This is a genomic window from Spirosoma luteolum (genome assembly GCF_054778875.1).
Genome location: NZ_BAAGZE010000006.1, coordinates 117,400 through 134,172, shown reverse-complemented (window position 1 = coordinate 134,172; position 16,773 = coordinate 117,400). Strand labels below are relative to the sequence as shown.

The following is a 16,773-nucleotide window of genomic DNA, read 5'->3' as shown; positions in this document are numbered from 1 at the left end:
ATTATACAGGCATTACATTTTCATCGGTGGCAAGTTTTATTCCTTCGTGTCGCAGATAAGCGTAAAGGGTGGCCTTGCTCTTGATGCCCACCATGCCGATGATCTTGTCGACGGGGTTTTGGTCTTTATATAGCAATGCCGCCATTTTGGCCTTTTCGCGGGCCCGAGGAGACAAGCCCTTTGGGCGTCCACCTACCTTACCACGGGAGCGGGCGGCTTTCAGACCTGCATTGGTATTCTCGACAATCGTATCACGCACGAACTCGGCCAGCGAGGCAAAGATGTTGTAGATCAGACGGCCTTCGGCGGTGCCGGTATCCATCGACAAGGCCAGGCATCGAAAGGTAATCTGCTTACTCCTAAATTCCTCCATCAATTCGATCAGGTCGGGGAGGGAGCGCCCCAACCGATCCAGTTTCCAAACCACAACCGTATCACCCGGTCGCAACTGTTCGCGCAGCTTGTTGAGCTCAGGTCGCTCCTTCTTAGTACCGGTTATCTTTTCAAGGTAGAGTCGTTCGCAGCCGGCACCCGTCAGGGCGTCCTTTTGCAAGTTCAAGTTCTGATCGCGGGTCGATACCCGTCCGTAGCCAAAAATCATGTAAACGGTACAGTTAAAATACTTCAATAATAATAAAGTGTACTTTGATTATATGTACGGCAAATATGTACCGTTTTGTAGTGGTTAATGAGTATTTTTTGAAAAAAATGAAGTAGTTTATTTTAACTATCGTTTTTTTGTACTGGACGGTTAAGCTGAAGAATGCCCCTAACTCTAAAGCACATGTAAATATTGATTTTATATTTTCTGGAATTTTCTTGCCTTTTCATCTAAGGTTGTAGTCACAGATTGATGCCGCTCGATAGGGTCTTCGATGCGGTATTGGGCGTCCTAGATCTGGTAATTGCTGAGACGGGCGTCGAGGTGTATGTATTTATGCATGTTGCCGACAATCAGCGTGGATACCTCTCAACTGGACCAATTGTTTCAGAATTTGCTTAGCTATGCCATCAAGTTTAGTCGGTAATTAGTCGCTCCCCAGATTAAAATAAGAGCCCACCCTTAACAGGTTACCGTCTATGCCTTACCCGCTCATATCCAGCCGACCCGAGCGGCCGATTCCTATTATCAGATCGATGTAGTGGATAATGAGATTGGCTTCGAGGAAATGCTAGCTTGTTACTCACATAATTTATGGAAAACTGGCTAGTAAGGTTGTAAGAGAAACAAGCAAACCACGTCAACACCGAGCCTAGTTGCGCTAACTTTCAGTTGCTGGGTGATATAGACGGGCCCGATAGTGGCAGCCGAAGTGTGAATTGGGTGCCTGCCCCTTGCTCGCTATCGACTGTCAATTGCCCTCCCAGCAATGACGTATATTCCTGACATATCACCAGTCCTAAACCTGTGCCCTGATGATCGGACGCATTGCGTGCCCTATAGAATTTATCAAAAATGCTAGCCAACTCATCGGTTGGTATACCAATCCCTCGATCGATGACGGCCAACGCCAGATATTCGTTTTCGAAGCGGAGATTCAAAACCGTATTTTGACTGGAGAACTTGAATGCATTGCTCACTAAATTGATCAGGATATGACCAAGTAGTTTAGGGTCCGTATAAATAGGTTTGGGTATGCCCTCCACTATCATGTCTACCCGCCTATTATCGACTCGTTGATCCAACGTGTTCTGAATGAGCGATTGGCAGAAATCTACAACATTTAGAATTTGCCAGTCAACCTTAACGCCTTGATCATCCAGTTTGCTGATTGTCAACGTGTCGCCGATGAGGGTAGTTAACGATCGAACGTTGGCGAAGATGGCCGTCAGATGCCGGGCCATGATTGGTAGAAGTGGGTCAGCCGGCAACTGGTCCAGGTAAAGATGCAGTAGTTCAGCACTCGAACATATAGCCGTAAGGGGTGTGCGAAACTCGTGGGAAGCTGTCGTAATGAACTGCGATTGTCGCGCCGTCAGGGCCTTCTCCTGAGCGATCGCTTTATTCAGGTTTTGCTCATGCTCTCGTTGCAGCGTAATGTCACGGGCTACACCCGCCCGATAGCCGACCGGATTTACTGAATCGCTGGTATAAAACGTAATGGCCGATGCCTCCATCCATCGTAGCTCGCCCTGCGCATTCCAAAAACGAAAGACATAGGGGACAGGGCCCACTGATCTCTGCTTATAAACGGCTAGCACTTTTGGCCGATCTTCATCAAAGACTTGCTCGAAAAATTGGGTCGGATCGGTATTTAAGATCTCTCTATCAAGTCCAAAACAACGTTCAAATGCAGGATTTATATAAATGAAGCGACCATCTTCGATAGAACGAATCCAAAATATCTCGTTAACCTGCTCAGCCAGATGCTTGAAGCGCCATTCGCTGGCCAGTAGAGCCGAACGCTCCACATACAATTGCGTCACATCCTGGGCAACTCCTAATAAGCGAATAGCCCGGCCTTCGTCGTCACGAAGTACTTTTCCTGTGGATTCAATGAAGCATAACTGGCCTGTATCGGGTCGGTTGATACGCAGTACAACGTGAAAAGAATCAGACGCCAGGGCTTCCTGAGTTTGTTGGATGAAAAGTGCTCGGTCATCGGCATGGATCAAGCTGAGATATAGTTCCCATGTGATTGGTTGCTGTGCGTTGACCCCGTACAACCGATAGGTCTCTTGATCCCAGAAAGTCTGGTCGGTTTCGTATTGGTGTTCCCAAATCCCCATTTTTGCCGCCTGAACAGCGAGCGAAAGCTTATCGTTTTTATCCGCCAGGTCGAGTTCGATGTGTTGGTAATAAGATACATCTATTGCTTTTGTTAAATAGCCCAGAACGGTATCAGAATGGTCAGTGAACGCATAAGTGGTAGCTGAGACTGTAAGTGACGTGCCTGCTTTTGTCAGCAACCGATATTTTCCCGTCAGGTAGCGTTTTTTTTGCAGGTAGGTATCAACGATTGCTAGCTGATCCAAACCGACCAGGTTGAGGTCCTGGGCCATCTGATGAATGAATTCTTCTGTATATTGTGTTTCGAAGAATTGTTTCAGCGACATTTTCCCCACAGCCTCAGAAAAGGTGTACCCGGTAAGATGTTCAGCTGCTGTGTTGATATAGGTAACCAGCCCTTGCCTGTCCGTAAAGATGATGCTCGTGGTAGAGTCATCCGGTAAGAGGGCTTTTTGTCTCTTAAGCAATGCCAGCTCTTGCTCCTTGTGCCATAAAAGAGAGAGGTCTGTGATCGTTCCCAACACAGCTTGCGACTCTCCGGGTTGAGTTGATAAGGGAGATATGCTTACCCGCAGCCGCAGCGGTTCGCCACTCTTAGGTTGAAAGATAACCTCCTGCTCAGCTTCCTGTGCCCGCTCAATGGCTGTCAGAAACGGCATACTAACCGATTCCTGGTCATCTCTACCTGAACCGAAAAGTTCACGTACGGTGAGCTGCTCGAAAGAGTAGTCATTACCTAAAAGGACGCGTAATTTTTCATTGGCGATCAGAATATGTCCATCTTGTCTGCAAATAAACGCAGCAACACCTAGCGCTTTCAGCCACTCATAAGAATCTACCATGGCAATGTCAAGTTGGCTCAGAATAAACTTGTTAATAGTCTTTTTGAAATGTACTTTGAAAATAGTACCGCAAAAACCTATCCGTTCGATTCTAGGTAAAAATACTTAATTAATTTTTGTAGTCGTGATTTTGAATTAGGCTAGTCGTTTGTATGTCGGCGAGGAATATCGAAACTGCTTGATTACTATCTGTCAATGACGCAACGAGCCCGATCAGTTACGATCGGGCTCGTTGCACTTTTATTGATCTGTGGTAGGTTAAGGGCGATCGACGGTAGGGGCTAACACAATCTCGCCATTCTGAAAGTCGATCGACGTAATCTGAAAATCGCTGGCGCTGATCAGGGCAATGGTTTCGGCATCGAGATGAGGGGTGTTTGAAACGGTCACCGCGTAAATTTCCTGATCTTCAAAAGGTACGGTTGATGTAAGGTGCGCCCCGACGCCCATGTTACCAATAGCGGTAAGATGCATTACTAAGGGTTGATGTTCGGTGAGTAAAGATTTGCGAGTCATTTTTCAACGTACTTGGGTTAGGAATCAGGCTTTGTCAACGATTTAAAGGCAATTTAACCTTAGAAGGTTTGATTATTTCTGAACGTGGTATTCCGGTACGAATTTATCCATGAGGTACTGTACAACAGGTGGATTTAGCTTTTTACGATATGGCACCCAACCACGCCGTATCATTTCGATCCAGTCGTCAGGCGTCAGGCAGCACTGAAAAAGGGTAACATCACTGTAACCAGCCCGCTTGGCAATGTCGGTCATAAAACAGGCGTGGTACTTGTATAGGGCCATGGGTCGCCACAGTCATCAGTCTGCAGATGTAATGTCTATTACTCGAAACGCCAGTTTCGGCTGGGCGGCTGTCGGGTACTTCTTATCATTCTCGGCTTTGATCTCGGCCATAGCCCGTTCGATCTTATGCGGTACCGGTACTTTGGGTGGTAACTTGACGTCGGACGTTCGGCGCAAGATGATGTACTCGGAGTGGCGGAACAGGAACGGCGCCGGTTCGGCCAGCGAGTGCAGGTTGAATAGGTAATCGTTACACAGGTTTCGACTATTCAGGATCAGTTTGCGGATCGGTTCGGATAGGTTGCCCGCCATGTACGAGGTGGCATCCTCGAAGACCACGAAGGCATTCCGTACCCACTGATTCACCAGCGTAAAGAACTGGTCAATGTCTTCACAGTCACGGCACACAAAAAAGGGGTATTGCTCTTTCTCGGCCAGGCGATTGAATCGGCTGATATCATCCTGTTGGATCGGTAGGTAGGTGTCATACTCGGACTGACTACCAATGTCGAACACGAGCACGGGTTTGGCCTGCCGCTTCCACATATCGACCTGGATATTGATACTGCCCTGCGTTTTTCCGGTTCGCTTGGCGCCGATGGCCAGAAAGATGCTCGAGGGCCGTTTCTTGTTGTCGAGGTTGGGTATTACCTGGTTACTCATTTCAGTAGCTTATTGATCTGTTTGATCTCGGCACGCATAGCGATGCCCCACGAAACGACCACGGCCGACAATAGATATCCCACGAACTCGGCAACAAAAGGCCAATAGGTAATACCGAAGTACACCAGCCAACCAAGTGTCGGTACCCATATCATCAGGTTGGCAATGATCAATTTCAGGCGGAGCATTAGCGCATCGATTTATCGACCATCTTATTGACGGCGAGCATGGAAACTTGCATGAGCGGGGCCATGGCTTTGATCACCGCAATCTCAAACAGCACTTCGGCAATGGAGCCGGATTTGAGTTGCCCCCGTTTGTTCTTGCTACGCAGGTCGGCTTCGATGGCCCGTTGCAGTAGCATTACCTGGGCGTCGCTCAATCGGGCTTCGTCGTCGGCTTCTTGGAGTGCTTCTTCAAAGTCCTGCCAGCGTTCGCGGGCGGCATGGTAGGGGTGATCGGCTGGGTAACTGGGCAGGATGTTGGTCAGCTTTAAAGAGTTGTCGTACTCCTTGATCAGTTGCTTGTCGCCCTCCCGAAGTTTCTGATAAGCGGCATACCGATGAATGAAGCCGAAAAACAGGGCAATCAACGCCCCCCACATTTGCGCTTTCGACTCGGCCTTGGTCTTGATCTCGTCGGCCGTCAGCGGAATGTAGGGCTCGTCGTCGTCGTCAGCCGGGACGGCAGCCAGGGCGGGTTTGGATGAATGTCGGAATAAATCAGAAAGCGACGGAATGGCCGATTCAACGGCTGGGGGTAACTCCTGGGCTACTGAGTCAACCAGGCGCGGGGCTTCGGTCAGGACGTCCGATAGGGCCGACCCCGAGCGCCCGGCAACCAGTTCAGCGAGGGGATTGGACATTAGGCGTCGATTTCAGCCGGCGCGGTGGCGTCGGGCATGGTGAAGTACTTCGAAAAAATGGGTAGGAGCAGATCAGCCCGCTGGGGGTCGAGAACCATTCGCTTCAGCACGGCCTCGGTCATGGGGCCGGTATGGGCGTTGATTGACTCCCAGTTGATTTCAATCGCTTTGCCCTTTTTGATCGTTTTCGCGCCGGTCTTGATGGCCTGCATCACAATCATACCCAGGCCCGTATCTCGAAAATCCGCAGGGATCATGGTGGGGTTCGCCAGAATAAAGCGGCATACGGAGCCCGGCGTATATTCGTCGACGTGAATCCCGTTGGCATCGACCAGGCCCGATTCGGTTAGCAGATGGTAAAAGGCGTTACAGAACTGTTCCCACTTCGCCCGGGCCTGCTGGCCGTCGAGCCAGTCGGCCGAGAAGGTGTCGGCATCAATATCCTGAAAGGGCGTTACGGCTGTTACTTTGGGGGTATTGTCGACAAGTTCAATATCGACGATGGCAATTTTTTTCATGGGATGTCAAGGGGCTATTCAGCCGATAAGTGGTTCGTGACGAGTTGCTGAAAGTACCATTGGTAATACTCCTGGGTGTACCAGCTGGTACGAGCCGCTTCTCTGGCCAGAATGCCAACCAGACCCGGCAGCGACCGCACAAAAGAGGTAAGGGCTTGTGATTGGGCTTTGTCCTGATCGGTGGCGGTTAGCAGTCGGTCAATCTCCTGGCGGGCCGTTTCGTATTTTTCCTGCCAAACCTGCTCGTTGGAACTTATCTGGGGGGCCGGGGGCTGGGGCGTAACGGGTGTCGGCTGGTGTTCCAGGCGATTGCTGTAGTCGAGCAGTTGCTTAAGTTGGCCCCCCAAATCCTGATTGCGTTGCTGCTCCACACCAAGTTCCTGGTTAGCGGCTGTCAATGCGGCCGAAACCTGGTTGTAGCGGGCCGCGAGGTCGTTGTACTGATTGGCCAGGCGTCGGTAGGCCTCGTGATTGTTAAGCACTTCAATCCCGTAACTGTGTACGGTGTACGGGGCCTGGCCAGGGCGTAAACCGTCGTTGAGTTGCTGTATTACCCGTTCTATGCTTGCAACCGTCGATGCGGGGAGTTTAAACGTTTTGGGTAGTATGCCATCGGGCGTATTACTGTCAATTTCGGGGGGTAAACTGGCCGGAATACCGTCGTTTAGTGGGTTTACGGGCGTATTACCCTGATCCGGTAATACGTCGGTGGGTTTACCTGAAAAATCGGGTGAGGCCGGTATTACGGGGGGCATGGGGGACGTTGGTAGCAGGGCATCGGCCGCGATGGCCAAAGAATCAGACAGGGGTAGGGGCTGGTCTTGCGGAGTCATACGGGTTTACAATCGACGATCGAAGGTAATACCCGCTTAGTTTGACTTTTTTGCTTTAGAAAAATTGAAGTAATTTTCGCCAGAAAAGATTAAAAAAGACTATTAATCAGCGGTAATACGTATGTGCTATTCGACCACACCACGGGAGCGAATAACCCCGAAAGATATTCAGCAATTGATGGGCTGGGGACAGAAGAAAGCCTACCAGTATTACAACCAGATCAGGCAGACCAAAGCGCAAACAGACTACGTGTTTGTCGATGACGTGGCGGCCGTGACGGGTATCAGCCGCGATGCCATCAAATCGAGCCTGGCCCGATGAGCGACGCACAAAATCGAAACTTGTGGGCTGCTGCTGGGGTGGCGCTGACAATGGGTATGGCCCTGATATGGGCAGGGAGTGTTCGGCAACGTCGGCGGGCGGTGGCCAGTACCAGCCTGCCCCTGGGGCCGGTGGTCAATCCAATGACTATTCGCGTCGATGCGGGGGGAAATGGGCATTACAACGCGAGCCGGATCGGGCGTACCCACCAGGGTACCGATGTCGTTTGCCGAGCCGGTCAAAACGTGTACGCACCGTTCTCGGGAAAAGTAACCCGTGAAGCGGTGCCCTATGCCGACGATCGGCGGTGGCGGGGTGTCGTGCTCGAGTCCGACGCCGTTGGGTATGAGTGTAAGTTATTTTACTGCATACCAGCTGCGGGCATTATTGGCGCTCAGGTTGAGCGGGGTCAGCTGATTGGCCATTGCCAGGCGATCAGTCAGAAATACAGCAGTGGGGTAACGGATCACCTACATATCGAAATCAGGCAGAAGGGGCAAATTCAGAACCCCGAGCAGCTTTTTGTTTTTAGTTAGTGCGTACATAATCGTAGTAGGATAGAAGAGGCCGGATCGTTTGAACCGGCCTTTTTTTATCAAGTCGTTCAAAACAACCGCCAGACTTGCCAACAGTTAACATCATGTTTAAGGGCACGTATCGTTGTCCATTCCAAAATCTGAAGAGACCCTATTCGCGCGGCCTGTTCGACAACGGCTTATTTTGATTGTCCATATTCAGCCTTCCCTCTTTTCTTGCTGGGCGTTGAGCCACACCAGCAGCCAGAAGGTTAAGACAAGTAGTAGGTAAGCCCAAAGGAAGCCTACATATATAGTTAACAGAATGGCAATGAGCGCAGCCCCAACGGCGATAACAACGAGTAAAGGAAGGGATTTCATGATGGGTAATCGTCAACCGAAGCTGGTGGTCATAATCTCAGCCGGCAACAGTTTGTAGAGTGGATATACTTATTTCCACAAATAATAAAACTATTCGGGAAATACTCAAGTGTATGATTACATCAATACACGATTTTAATTTCTGTCGGTGAAGCACATCCTGGCGTGTAGAGCGGGTTCGGCTGGCCGGGCTGTAACGTTTTATCAGCTTACTGGTCAACTCTGTAGATGTCCATGAACTGTCGATCATCCTTGTTGAAGAAGTCTATTGGCAGGTGTACTAAAAAAGCCTGTTACCACGGGCAACAGGCTTTTTGACTATGCTTTATCCAACTATTGTTCAGACGCCAGGCCTTTCGCAAAGTAACTATCAGAAAACAGAACTGGCTATGGTTCGGCTGAAAGACGAATAAGCAGGTGGACTGTGGACTGATCTACGACAAGAAAGCCTGCGGCCATTAGCGACAGGCTTTCTACCAAACGTTTTACTTGTCAAAGGGCCTGAATCGGCTAAACTGCTTAAAGGTAGATACAGAAAATTAGATGTGAAAATACTCAAACCAGGTTGATGGATAAAAGGGTATTATACAGCGTGGAATGAACGGTAAATGGTTGATTAGACAAGTAGGGCCGGCTAATGTGGCAGGGGCGACGGTTCCAAGAAAAAGCCTGCTACCATAGGTAACAGGCTTTCGGCTTCTATCCACACCATTATCCAGTCGAATCCGACAGATAAAGTGTGGCAAAGGTAGAGGGTGTATGAAACTTCTACCCTTCTTTAATCCAACGGACCATGCAGGTAATCCTTATATGTCAAATGATGGGTTGATAGATGATATAAGTTATGAACACGTAAACATTGTGTTCAAAATCGTAGTGACTGTACTGTAAGGGGCACGCTAATCTCGGCAAGGATGCAGTCGTTATACGGCCAGAAAACGGTGGGTTAATCATGTCGGGGTACTACGTATGAGGTCTGCGGGGTTGCTGTTTACTCGGAAAAACAACGAGCTCGGTTACCGAACGAATCGATATGAAATGCGGATGGCTCAGGCGTATAACCGATTCTCGGGTGCCAGGTAGGTTCGTATGTAAATTTAATCCCTCGTGTCTGACAGAATATAAAAAAAACTGGTAACATTGCTGCAAGTATTCATGAGTAGTAATACTCTAAATTATTTTAGTATTTACTGAAAGTATGGCACTGGCCTGTGCCTGATCTTTTTAAGTAACGGCCTTACATTGTCAGGACGAATAAGTACCGGATAACTCACCGATAACATGCAAGATTTGTACGCATTCATTTTATCGCAGTACCGTGACGCTGCGATTCTGGGGGGGCGTTACTGCGTTCGCTCCATTACCAGCCGCTCTCATGCCAACTTTTGCATCGAGATGGCACCTTGGGGATCAGTGAAGCCAACGCTGACGCTGAATGTGCTGGTTCACCAATTTCCCGTTCGCTATGGCCTTTCAATTCGTAGCGAACGGGCCTGGCATGGGCTGCGGCCAGACTGTTCGAAGCAGGCATTTTTGGCTTTTCTGGATACAGGTAATATTGATATGATCTATCCGGATGGGTACCCGAACGCGGCCGAGCTCAGACAACGTTTATCAGATACCCTATCAATGGCTACAGACTCGTTGGCTAGTAAATGGGCGAGCAGCAGACCATTGGCTGACAGGACCGAATAGCCAAATAAAATCAAATCGTCAGCTTGTTGCACAGAAGTGTATTGATTGTGTAGAGTGTGTACAATGGCAGCAGGTAGACTTAGACGATGACCAGTCAGAACATCATATACTACCTGACATCTAAGACACCGATGACACTAAATCACCCTTCAGTCATGGATACACTCTACAAAACGTTACTCCGCAAGCGTATATACAGTGACGCTGCCTTTGCGGGCACCTACCGCATCGATAACATCCGGGTGCTCCAGCAAAAGCCGTTTGAGATTGCGCTCGATCTGGTTCCGCGTTACAGAGAAACAGACAGGCTGACAATGGAAGTCCTGAGCGCTCATCCGCAACGCGATGAGCTGCAACCCATCCACTCGTTCTCGATAAACAATGGCCGCACCTGGTGGGGCATCAGTGTGGCCTGTTCGGGAGCCAGCATTCTGGCCTTTCTGGAAACGGGAAATCCCGATCTGATTAATGACTGTAAGCCCGTACTGGACCAGAATGATAAGGAATTACTGCGGCTAATCTTGTCCGGCTCACCCTACCTGTAATGTAATATTCTGAATGCAATGTGATTACGCAAAAGCCCGGGCCAATGACCCGGGCTTTTTGTTTATGCCAGCCTAAGAAGCCTAAACAACAAATCAATGCAATTGTTATTTTCTGAGGTACGGTTTGACACTAGTTAAAACATAGTCCCAAAACGCTGCAAACAATTAGTCGCATACGCCATTTAGTAGATAAATCAGACTGCCACCCTAATAAGTGGCAAATTGATCCTGCTGAAGTGATACTCTTGACTACTGTAAATCGGCAGGTGTAGGGTTGTTTTTTTGGTAGATGACGATCGAGGTTAACCAAAAACATACACAATGCTATGGATTCGATATATAAGGAGATCGTTCGGAAGTGCGCACAGCAGCAGCACTTGTTTGCAGGCGCTTACGCAATCCAAGACATACGGATACTGAATTACGACCCATTTTACTTCGCCTGTGATGTTCGATCGGTTCAACCAGACCACAACCGGTTAACTGTCGAAGTCATGAGTGCATTTGACCTGACAGGCCAAATCCCAAAACCGCTCTTTGCGGTTTCGCTGAACAATGATCGATACTGGTGGGGAATAGGCGTTTTCTGTGAAGCCGCCAGTATGTTGCGTTTTCTGGAAACGGGAGATACCGACGCATTGAGTGAGAACAAGTCTGCTATAACGCGGGATGACCGGGCCCTGGTTGCCAAACTTCTGGGTAAGCCTTTCCATTCATAACCATTAACTTCTCCTATAACAAATCAACCACAAAAGCCAGGATCATTGGTCCGGGCTTTTTGTTTGAGCGTGTTTGCCCCGTCGGCCTGGGTTGCCCGGCTGGCCACATTTTTGCACCACAGTTTGCCAAATTCACTGTAAACTTTTACTTCTTATGACTATTCTAACGCTAGCACCGATTTATCAGGATATTCTCTGGAGCCTGTACAGTTCGGTGGGCCACTGCATGCGTGCGGCAACCATCAGCGCACACGTGAAAATCAGTGAAGCAGCCCTCGATGGGGTCCTAATCGGCATGCAGGACGCCGGGCTTATTGAGCCCGTGTCTAGCACTGAGACAGGCGCGTCTACAATCTGGAAACCTACGGGCAAGCTGATCCTGGAGTTACAGAAATTGAACGATCGCAACTACGAGTTTCAGCTGGTAGCCATGCCGCGCCCGGCCCAACGGGCACGCCCATTCGCCTGATAGGCGATCACGACGGACTAATTCCCTGCGATTGCACGACTGATGTCTATAAGGCACCGCTCTCCTGCCAAAAGCAAATTTATGGTGCTTCTGGCAAGAGAGCGTATTGTTATACCCTGTGTAAAAGACCAGTGGCTAGCTATCGAAACTGTTTCTGGTAACCTGAGTTGTTATGTACAGCTGAAGGGCGCTACTGAGTTGGTAGTCAGTACTGACGGTAGAAGCTTATTCGCATGGACAAAGAAGCAATTCTGGCCACCAAACTGGGTTTCAAAGAAATCCCCAGCCATCAAGGCGTATCTCTTTCGGTGGTACTACCGAAAGGCCAACTAGAGAACTGGATCATTTTAAACCAGTACCCCGGCGACAGGGTATGGCACGCAACTTTTATACGTAAGCAAACAGGGGCTACGGATTTACTGGCCACTAACGTATGTACGATCAGTACGCTTCAGCAACTTAATGACTTTTTCATAACGAACGTATTGGCTAGTAGTACCGACTCGTTCTGAGTATCAACGACTATTCAGTGTGCAGCGGTTAACGCAGGGTTATTGACGGGAAACTGAATTTTTGGTTCAGCCATAGTGATTAGCTCAATCAGCGAATGATAGAGCTGATGCAGTTCCGACAAGGCTTCTGTGGTAAGTATCCATTGAGGAGTGTCAGGAAAGATTTGGATGGAGGCATCATCTTCCAGAAACCCCACCTCTACCAGAAATATGATTGCCTGGTCTACTTCAATGGACGAATGGGTAGATCGATGTTTCAGCAACTCCGTACTGAGCGAATACCCGATTTCCTGGTAGAGTAGCCAGACAACGTCTCGTTGTGTGGCCGTGAGTGATGGGTATTGCATACGTGAGCGGTGGGTATGGCCTAAGCGTATAGGCATGTCCATGGAACGGCAAAAATTATGCCCTGACAAGCGATCCCATGGTATGCTACCGGGATCGCTTGTCAGGGCACCTATCGTTTTGTGGGCAATCGTTTTACAACTAGGTCTGTTCCCGGTGCGGTTGAGGCTTCACGGGCTACAAGTGTGATTCAAGTGTAACGGCGCTGGGTGTGCCTACACAGCACGGATCTTCAACCAGAATTAACCGCCGGCCGGTACGTTCGGCTTCCTCCAGTAGTGGAAAAACCCGCTCGGACCCAAAGAGCATGAAGGCCGTGGCAACCGTCTGAGCGTAGGTCCATTCGACTGAGCCAATTGGATAATCATACTTCTGGATCTGCAGCTGTTCGTACAGCTCACTACCTGTTTTCATCGTGATCAGGAGTCTTACTACACGGCATACGTGCCTTCAGCCGTCTGGCGAACGAGGGCCAAGGCGGTCAGGGTGTCGAGAAGGGGTTGTATTTTGGCCGGGCTGGTGCGCTCAAATAGGGCGGCCACCTGCTTCGTGCCGACAGGGGCGCCCGCCTGCTGAACGGCATCCCGAACGGCCTGCATTTGCTGGGCCAGTTCTTTGGGCCAGGCTTGTTTGCCCACCTCGGCGGTCTGGGTAGCGGTGGTCTGGCCCGTGGTGGGCAGGTCGATGCCCAGCTGCTGCTGGCCGGGTGCTTGGTAGGCGGGCCGCAGGTACCGAATGTGGCCCTGCGCTTCTTCGGCCGCCCGCTCGTGGTTGAGTTTGACCAGCCGGGTCAGTATCTCGCTATCGGGCAGGTTGGCCGGCCAGCCGTAGGCATCGGCCACGGCGGTATCTATTTGCTGATGCAGACTGAGCACCACCGACGCCAACCCCTGCTGATTAATGGTCTGTTCTTTCGGGCTGAGGGCTTCACCCGCTTTTAACTTTTCAACCACGTTATACAGGTCGGTTAGCGTGAGCGTAGGGTGTGCCGCCTGTTGGCGTTTGCGGTGTGCGTCTAGCTGCTCCGCCAAATCACGAATACGGGCCTGCTGTTGCGGTGTTGCATCAGGAAAGGGGAACGGATCAAAACAGCGGGTTTTATCGTAGACGGGGTCGTTACCAACACCTAAACGCCCACCCGTTGCTAAAGCCCAGACTACATGAATTCGAGTTGACAATACACCAATATTATAAGCGTCATCTGAGGCAAAAACCACCAATTTATCATCGGGTAATACTTCTTTGTCAAGAAAGAGAAAATAGCTATACCTCGAAACGCGAGGAGTAATTATATATCTATTAATTGAAGACCAAGCAGCACGAAGCTTTGTTCTTGGCTCTCCGAAAGTCCACCAGTTGTCACGGTAAATAGCACGATTATTCTGATCTCTCTCGGGTTTCACATTTTCAATAATGTGCTGATAAACAGCAGGATATTTCGCAAGGACTTCGTCAGATTTTAAGCCAAACAAATCAATAACCATTACACCTCGTGGACGAGCGGCAATGTCACGCCCATTTAAAAATGGCTTAATATGATTATCAAGACCTACAATTGTGCCTAATCCAATCTCTTCAGCTTTCTCAGTAGAAACGACAAAACCACTGCCATGTAGTTTCATACCCTGATAAGCAATTGCCTCGTTTGCTTTCAAAGGTTTGGCAGAATCAAGTTCGGCACCAATTGTCAAATCAGACAGTATCGTTCCCTGTTGATTGATAAACGACACTTCTGCAGCATCATCGCCCAAGGGTACACTTTCGGACTTAACGACTGATAGACTTCCGTTTGCTATCCCTGTACCCCTGCGTTCAGCTACCGTCATGGCGATACGAACAGCCGCCCCGTCGCCACTGTCTACCCACGGGTGATCGGGGATGGCAAACGTCAATACCAGCGATGATTTTTCGCCATCCAGAAACGGCTGCATCACCCGTCGGTTGAAGGTCTGTTTCAGGCTGTTGGTCGTGATAAACCCAAGCCGCTCGGTGTTGCCCTGCTTCACCTGCTCGGCTGCCTTGTACCACCAGTACATGACCAGATCGGCGGAGTCGGGTACGCTGCCTTTGTACGTTTTGCGGAGCGCTTCCGTATAGCCATCGCCCAACGCATCGCGCATACGGGCCGTGCCCACAAACGGCGGATTGCCCACAATAAAATCAGCCTTGGGCCACTCGGCAGGGCGGGGGCTGGGGTAGTCGTAAACGATTGTCTGAGCTGTTTCGTCGGGAACGGGCTGGCCGGTAACGGGATGCAGTTTGGTAGTTACCCCGTCCCAACGCGTAACGGACTGGCCACCCGCATCGAGCCGCGCCACCGGCGGGTCGTGCTGCAACACGGCGTCCTGCTGGCGGATGTTCTCGTACTCGTCCAGCAGCGGTTCGGGCAGTTCGCTCATGCCGTGGGTGCGCAGGTGCCACTGCAGATAGCCAATTTTCAGCACCACATCGGCAATGGCGGCCGCGCGCGGGTTCAGCTCCAGCCCCAACAGTTGCCGGGGCGAAATGGTGGTGCCCCCGCTCAGGTTGAGCAGCGCTGTTTGTCCGTAGGCGTTAATAGCCGCCAACACCTCGCCCTCCAGCCGTTTCAGGTGCTCCAGCGTAACGTACAGGAAGTTGCCCGATCCGCAGGCCGGGTCGAGAATCCGGATGCTCGTCAGCCGCCGTAAAAACCGTTCCAGTTCAGCGCGGGCGGGTTTCTCCTTGCCTTCGTTGAGCAACTGAGCCGCTGCCGCCTGCGCAGCCACCCACTCCCGGCGCAGGGGCTCCAGCACGGTGGGCAGTACCAGCCGCTCCACGTACCGGCGCGGGGTGTAGTGCGCCCCTAGGCTGTGGCGTTCGCGGGGGTCGAGCGCCCGCTCCAGCAGCGTGCCGAAGATGGCCGGCTCCACGGCCGTCCAGTCGGCTTCGGCCGCTTTCTGCAGCAGCGCCAGCTGGTCGCCTGACAGCGGAAAGGCGCGGGCCTCGTGGAATAGCTTGCCGTTGAACTTGCGCAGCCGCGCCCGCAGATCGGGCGAGAAGCCGCCCGTGTCCATCGTCTGCCACAGCGTTTGCAGCGCATCGGGCAGAAAATCGCGCAGGTCGGGCTGGGCATACTGGCGCAGCATACCCGTGAAGGATTCTTTCGGAATCAAACCCACATCTTCTGAAAACATCGTAAACAAACACCGCATCAGAAACTGCGCCACCTGGTCGGGTGCGTGGCCGGCCCGCTCGAGCTGGGCCGAGAGGTTGGCCAGGTAGCCAGCCAGCTCCCGCGTGACGCGGGCGGCCCGTCGGCTGGGGTCTAGTTCGCGGGGATCGGTCCAGATCAGCCGCAGCAGCTCACGCGTGTCGTTGTCGGCCAGTCGGGCGAGCGGAATGCGGTAGCGAGTCTGGTCGGGAAAAGGCACGAACTGATCGCCCACCCCGGCAAAGTTGCTGTACACGTCGATGCAGTAGCCCACGTCGGCCACCAGCACAAACAGGGGGCGGGGTTCGTCGGGGGGCAGGGCCCGTACGTAACCAAGGGCCTGCTGGCGGGCCGTTTGCATCATCTGTTGCCACTTGGCCGTACCGCGCAGGGCGTGGCCTTTCCGGCGCTTTTCGGGGGGCAGGCCTAGTTCGGCGCGTTCGGCGGCTTTCTGCTGGTCAGGCGTGTCGGTACCTTGCTTGGTTTCCAGAATGAAGCAGCCGCGCTTGTAGAGGTCGATGCGGCCAACGCTACGTTTGCCGTGCGCTGCCACGCCGGCATCATTAAACTCAACGGCCCGTTCGAGTACGTAGGCGTCGTGGCTGGGGTTGTCGGTAGTGGGGTCAGGGCGGTCAACGCCGATGAGGTCGCACAGGTCTTGCAGAAACAGGCCGTAGTTGGCCCGTTCGGCACCGCCGGATTTCTGCCAGCGGGTTTCAAAGTCGGGATAGATCACAGGTGAGTCAATAGAAGCTGATAACGCAAAGCGCAAACCGTTCGAAAGATACTAACCGACCCAATACGTTGACTATAATCTATACCGGTTTTATGGTGTAGGCGAGTAA

At 51.2% G+C, this 16,773-nt stretch carries 18 protein-coding genes; 6 read left to right on the top strand and 12 right to left on the bottom strand.

The window, feature by feature from the left end:
- Window position 1: 1 nt before the first annotated feature.
- The 8 genes from ACYVAC_RS11120 to ACYVAC_RS11085 all read right to left on the bottom strand — a co-directional run bounded on the left by ACYVAC_RS11120 (window position 2) and on the right by ACYVAC_RS11085 (window position 7,253).
- Window positions 2–601: a recombinase family protein gene (locus ACYVAC_RS11120; RefSeq protein WP_461097733.1), complete on the bottom strand. Its 600-nt coding sequence runs from the start codon at window positions 599–601 to the stop codon at window positions 2–4.
- A gap of 668 nt (window positions 602–1,269) precedes the next feature.
- On the bottom strand, window positions 1,270–3,573 hold the full coding sequence (locus ACYVAC_RS11115; protein ID WP_461097732.1) for a PAS domain-containing sensor histidine kinase: 2,304 nt from the start codon (window positions 3,571–3,573) through the stop codon (window positions 1,270–1,272).
- A 258-nt stretch (window positions 3,574–3,831) separates the two neighbouring features.
- Window positions 3,832–4,047 (bottom strand): hypothetical protein, encoded by a 216-nt coding sequence (locus tag ACYVAC_RS11110; protein WP_461097731.1) that lies wholly within the window; start codon window positions 4,045–4,047, stop codon window positions 3,832–3,834.
- A 342-nt stretch (window positions 4,048–4,389) separates the two neighbouring features.
- Window positions 4,390–5,037, bottom strand: coding sequence for a hypothetical protein (locus ACYVAC_RS11105; RefSeq protein ID WP_461097730.1), 648 nt, complete (start codon window positions 5,035–5,037; stop codon window positions 4,390–4,392).
- Window positions 5,034–5,225 carry a hypothetical protein gene (locus tag ACYVAC_RS11100; protein ID WP_461097729.1) on the bottom strand — a complete coding sequence of 64 codons (192 nt, stop codon included), beginning with the start codon at window positions 5,223–5,225 and terminating at the stop codon, window positions 5,034–5,036. Before ACYVAC_RS11100 ends, ACYVAC_RS11105 begins: the two co-directional genes overlap by 4 nt.
- Window positions 5,225–5,902, bottom strand: coding sequence for a hypothetical protein (locus tag ACYVAC_RS11095; protein WP_461097728.1), 678 nt, complete (start codon window positions 5,900–5,902; stop codon window positions 5,225–5,227). Before ACYVAC_RS11095 ends, ACYVAC_RS11100 begins: the two co-directional genes overlap by 1 nt.
- Window positions 5,902–6,420: a hypothetical protein gene (locus tag ACYVAC_RS11090; RefSeq protein ID WP_461097727.1), complete on the bottom strand. Its 519-nt coding sequence runs from the start codon at window positions 6,418–6,420 to the stop codon at window positions 5,902–5,904. Before ACYVAC_RS11090 ends, ACYVAC_RS11095 begins: the two co-directional genes overlap by 1 nt.
- A 14-nt stretch (window positions 6,421–6,434) precedes the next feature.
- Window positions 6,435–7,253 (bottom strand): hypothetical protein, encoded by an 819-nt coding sequence (locus ACYVAC_RS11085; protein WP_461097726.1) that lies wholly within the window; start codon window positions 7,251–7,253, stop codon window positions 6,435–6,437.
- Window positions 7,254–7,374: 121 nt separating this feature from the next.
- Here ACYVAC_RS11085 and ACYVAC_RS11080 point away from each other — a divergent pair, with 121 nt between their 5' ends.
- Both ACYVAC_RS11080 and ACYVAC_RS11075 read left to right on the top strand, forming a co-directional pair.
- A complete protein-coding gene (locus ACYVAC_RS11080) occupies window positions 7,375–7,575 on the top strand; it encodes a hypothetical protein (RefSeq protein ID WP_461097725.1) in 201 nt (66 codons plus the stop codon).
- Entirely contained in the window at window positions 7,572–8,111 is a 540-nt protein-coding gene (locus tag ACYVAC_RS11075; RefSeq protein WP_461097724.1) for a M23 family metallopeptidase, read from the top strand. Before ACYVAC_RS11080 ends, ACYVAC_RS11075 begins: the two co-directional genes overlap by 4 nt.
- 198 nt (window positions 8,112–8,309) lie before the next feature.
- Here ACYVAC_RS11075 and ACYVAC_RS11070 read toward each other — a convergent pair whose 3' ends face one another.
- Entirely contained in the window at window positions 8,310–8,471 is a 162-nt protein-coding gene (locus tag ACYVAC_RS11070; RefSeq protein WP_461097723.1) for a hypothetical protein, read from the bottom strand.
- A 1,281-nt stretch (window positions 8,472–9,752) separates the two neighbouring features.
- Between ACYVAC_RS11070 and ACYVAC_RS11065 the strand changes: the two genes are divergently transcribed.
- The 4 genes from ACYVAC_RS11065 to ACYVAC_RS11050 all read left to right on the top strand — a co-directional run bounded on the left by ACYVAC_RS11065 (window position 9,753) and on the right by ACYVAC_RS11050 (window position 11,899).
- On the top strand, window positions 9,753–10,166 hold the full coding sequence (locus ACYVAC_RS11065; RefSeq protein WP_461097722.1) for a hypothetical protein: 414 nt from the start codon (window positions 9,753–9,755) through the stop codon (window positions 10,164–10,166).
- Window positions 10,167–10,321: 155 nt separating this feature from the next.
- Window positions 10,322–10,711, top strand: coding sequence for a hypothetical protein (locus ACYVAC_RS11060; RefSeq protein ID WP_461097721.1), 390 nt, complete (start codon window positions 10,322–10,324; stop codon window positions 10,709–10,711).
- 494 nt (window positions 10,712–11,205) lie between these two features.
- Window positions 11,206–11,430, top strand: coding sequence for a hypothetical protein (locus ACYVAC_RS11055; protein ID WP_461097720.1), 225 nt, complete (start codon window positions 11,206–11,208; stop codon window positions 11,428–11,430).
- 154 nt (window positions 11,431–11,584) lie between these two features.
- Window positions 11,585–11,899, top strand: coding sequence for a hypothetical protein (locus ACYVAC_RS11050; protein ID WP_461097719.1), 315 nt, complete (start codon window positions 11,585–11,587; stop codon window positions 11,897–11,899).
- A 526-nt stretch (window positions 11,900–12,425) separates the two neighbouring features.
- On the opposite strand, the gene ACYVAC_RS11045 is transcribed toward ACYVAC_RS11050, so the two are convergent.
- The 3 genes from ACYVAC_RS11045 to ACYVAC_RS11035 form a co-directional block, all read right to left on the bottom strand.
- Window positions 12,426–12,758 carry a hypothetical protein gene (locus ACYVAC_RS11045; RefSeq protein ID WP_461097718.1) on the bottom strand — a complete coding sequence of 111 codons (333 nt, stop codon included), beginning with the start codon at window positions 12,756–12,758 and terminating at the stop codon, window positions 12,426–12,428.
- A 175-nt stretch (window positions 12,759–12,933) separates the two neighbouring features.
- Entirely contained in the window at window positions 12,934–13,170 is a 237-nt protein-coding gene (locus ACYVAC_RS11040) for a hypothetical protein (protein ID WP_461097717.1), read from the bottom strand.
- Window positions 13,171–13,187: 17 nt separating this feature from the next.
- Entirely contained in the window at window positions 13,188–16,664 is a 3,477-nt protein-coding gene (locus ACYVAC_RS11035; RefSeq protein ID WP_461097716.1) for a class I SAM-dependent DNA methyltransferase, read from the bottom strand.
- Window positions 16,665–16,773: the final 109 nt, after the last annotated feature.